2 protein-coding genes and 1 pseudogene are annotated in these 2,815 nt (G+C 30.5%); 1 reads left to right on the plus strand and 2 read right to left on the minus strand.

Annotated features, from left to right (window positions below):
* Positions 1–108 (plus strand): annotated as a pseudogene (locus tag ACEN31_RS11345) (IS30 family transposase); the annotation flags it as partial.
* A gap of 567 nt (positions 109–675) precedes the next feature.
* Here the strand turns inward: ACEN31_RS11345 and ACEN31_RS11350 are convergent.
* The gene (locus tag ACEN31_RS11350) at positions 676–2,097 is read right to left on the minus strand and encodes a lipopolysaccharide biosynthesis protein (protein ID WP_407109464.1); all 1,422 of its coding nucleotides are present in this window, start codon (positions 2,095–2,097) and stop codon (positions 676–678) included.
* 145 nt (positions 2,098–2,242) lie between these two features.
* Complete coding sequence (gene lepB / locus ACEN31_RS11355) at positions 2,243–2,716, minus strand: signal peptidase I (RefSeq protein WP_407109465.1); 474 nt, start codon at positions 2,714–2,716, stop codon at positions 2,243–2,245.
* Positions 2,717–2,815 lie beyond the last annotated feature (99 nt).

Consider the following 2,815-nt stretch of genomic DNA (forward strand, 5'->3'; position numbering starts at 1 on the left):
ATTTCTTCTGTTACAACCCGAAGGAATAAAATTCCTAGAAAATCTTTAAACTATAAGACTCCGTTGGAAGTCTTTCTTGAGAATGTATCAGGGTTAGATTATTTCTAGCTTAATTTGACAAATGAAAAAATATAAAACTAAAAATGTTTGAAGATATACAGGATATACTTATCGTTATCCCTCCTTGACATTTTATAATTGCCCTTTACACTAATAAGATATCAGTTATCCAGGTATTCAAAATAGGTAAAAACGTCCTATTAAAAGTGCAGCGGTCAATAATATCAAACCAATCCATGTCATTCGATTCATGATGTCCTCCATTCTATTTTACTAAAATCATTACCTATATTAGCATTGATATAAACGTTTATTACAGGCGATATCTAATCGATCGATGTGGTTATGATATCCACTGCTGCTAGAAAGCATGCCACTCATCTACAGTGCCCTTCTTCCTCAATTAGATACGGTAGGAAATAATAAGCCTCTCTTATTAGCGATGACCACCCTCCCACTAATCAATAGAGCCATTCCATTGTTAAAACGCTTTAACATCATATTATAAATAATATAGTTATCCAATTTTTTCACGAATAACTTCTCGCAACTGATGGGTTACTTATTACCTACAATTCTAACTCAATTTCCTATCATCAACCATTAAACAAATACTCATTTTTGTTTAAGCACTTTGATAAAATATTTCAACAAATTTTTATTTATTTGCGTTGAGGCAAGTAAGTATACAATGATGCCTAATGAAATTTCTAAGATTAACTTATAGTACATACTGATCGTTAAAAAATTTATTGGGTAAACGATGATTAACATCACAATAGCTGAAGTTAATGAGGGTAATGTTACCATAAACTGCTCAGAGAGTGTAAAATTAATCAATTTCCTATTGGGATACGCATTGATAAATAATTCAATAATTCTCTCTATCAAAGTTCCTAAAGCGATATAATAAGGCCCATATGGGAGAGTAATAATAATCAGTAATAAACCAACGACCCTTTTAGTAAATTCCATTTTTACAATTAAATCGCTTTTACCAAGTGCCTTAATTGACTGTAAATTTAATGAAAGTAAGGGCCATAAAGAATACGTTATCGCAAATACCCTCAAATACGGTACCGCCTCCAGCCATTCGTCCGTTAATATAACAATGATTAACGGCTCAGAGACTATAAAGAAACCAATACCTATGGGATAAATAATAAAAGCTGAGACTTCCATCGTCTTTTTTATTATATGCTTCATTTTGCTGTGTTCATCTTGTAATGAAGATAGCGTTGGAAAAATAATACTTTGTAAAACTTTATCAAAGTTTGTGACGACTGATTTTGGTATTAGCTCACCTCTTTGATAAAAACCTAAATCTTCGGTACTATATACTTTTCCAATTAATAATTTTCTCAAATCCAAATAAAGACTGTAGATTAAGTTACCTGCCAATATACCAATCCCAAATTTAAACATACTCCTAAGGCGATTCAGTGAGAATTTAAGATTCACTTTAAATTTAATGATACGATTTAATAATATCGGGTTTAAATAACTACTTATAATTTGCTGTATCACTAAAACCCATATACCAAAACCATTTAGTGCTAATACAACAGCAACACCACCAGAAATAAACAAGGACATCGAGCTTGATAAGAAAAGTGGTTTGAAATTCTGATTTCTAGATATATAAGCAATTTGGATTGAATTGTAACCTAGTGGAAACAATACAACGCCTAAAATTCGAATGATTGTACTGAGTTCATTATCATTGTAAAAGTTTCCTATAATGGGAGCCAATACATATAATAATAGATAAAAAAATATCGACACCAATACACTGAATACTAGAACTGTTGAATAATCTAATGCATCCACTTTCTTCTTCTGGATTAGTGCAGTATTGAATCCACCTTCTATGAAAACTAAAAAAATATTAGTGAATACTAATATTATAGCCATTCTTCCTAGAATTTCAGGACCAAGTAATCTAGCTAAAATGAGTTGCATGGATACTTGTACAGCCTGAGCTCCACCTCTCTCTAGTAATTTCCATACAAATGAATTTAAAATTTTTCTATTCAATATTATCTTCCTTTATACATTATTAAATCAACGCTTCGCAATTTATAATAGTATGTTTTTTTCTAAATCAATTTTTCATAAACCCTTTATGTTCTTAATCTTAACATACAAAAAGATTAGAACTTGGTAAAATTCAAATTCTAATCTAAATTAAATTTACTTTATTTAATGGCCAATAAATAAGTAATGCTTCTGATAAAATATTTTCTTTAGGTATAGTTCCCATATCTCTACTATCTTTTGAATTTCGCCGATTATCACCTAGGACAAAATATTCATCATCAGGTACTTTTTCAATAATAAGATCTTCTGTAAACTGCAACCATTCTTCTTTTTTAGTTTCTAAATATGGCTCTGTTACCAACTCATTGTTTATATAAAGTTCATCATTTTTGTATTCAATACGATCACCTGGTAATCCAATAATTCTTTTAATATAGTACTTATCTAATTCTGGAACATCCATAATGACTATATCAAATCGATCGATTTCAAAATAATTTGTTCCAATTACCTTCTCTCCATGTTCTAATGTATAATCCATTGAAGCTCCTTCGATACTATAGAACGGAAATATAAGACTTCTAATAATCGCCAATTGTAAAATTAAGCTAGACAACTAAAACAGCCATTTGTGGTACACTCAACTTGTAATTCCGACCAAAGAATACAAAGGAGTGACCACAAATGACCTACACCCATCTTACCACGGATGAAC

Source organism: Ruoffia sp. FAM 26255, assembly GCF_045528525.1.
In the GTDB taxonomy this organism is placed as follows: Bacteria; Bacillota; Bacilli; order Lactobacillales; family Aerococcaceae; genus Ruoffia; species Ruoffia tabacinasalis.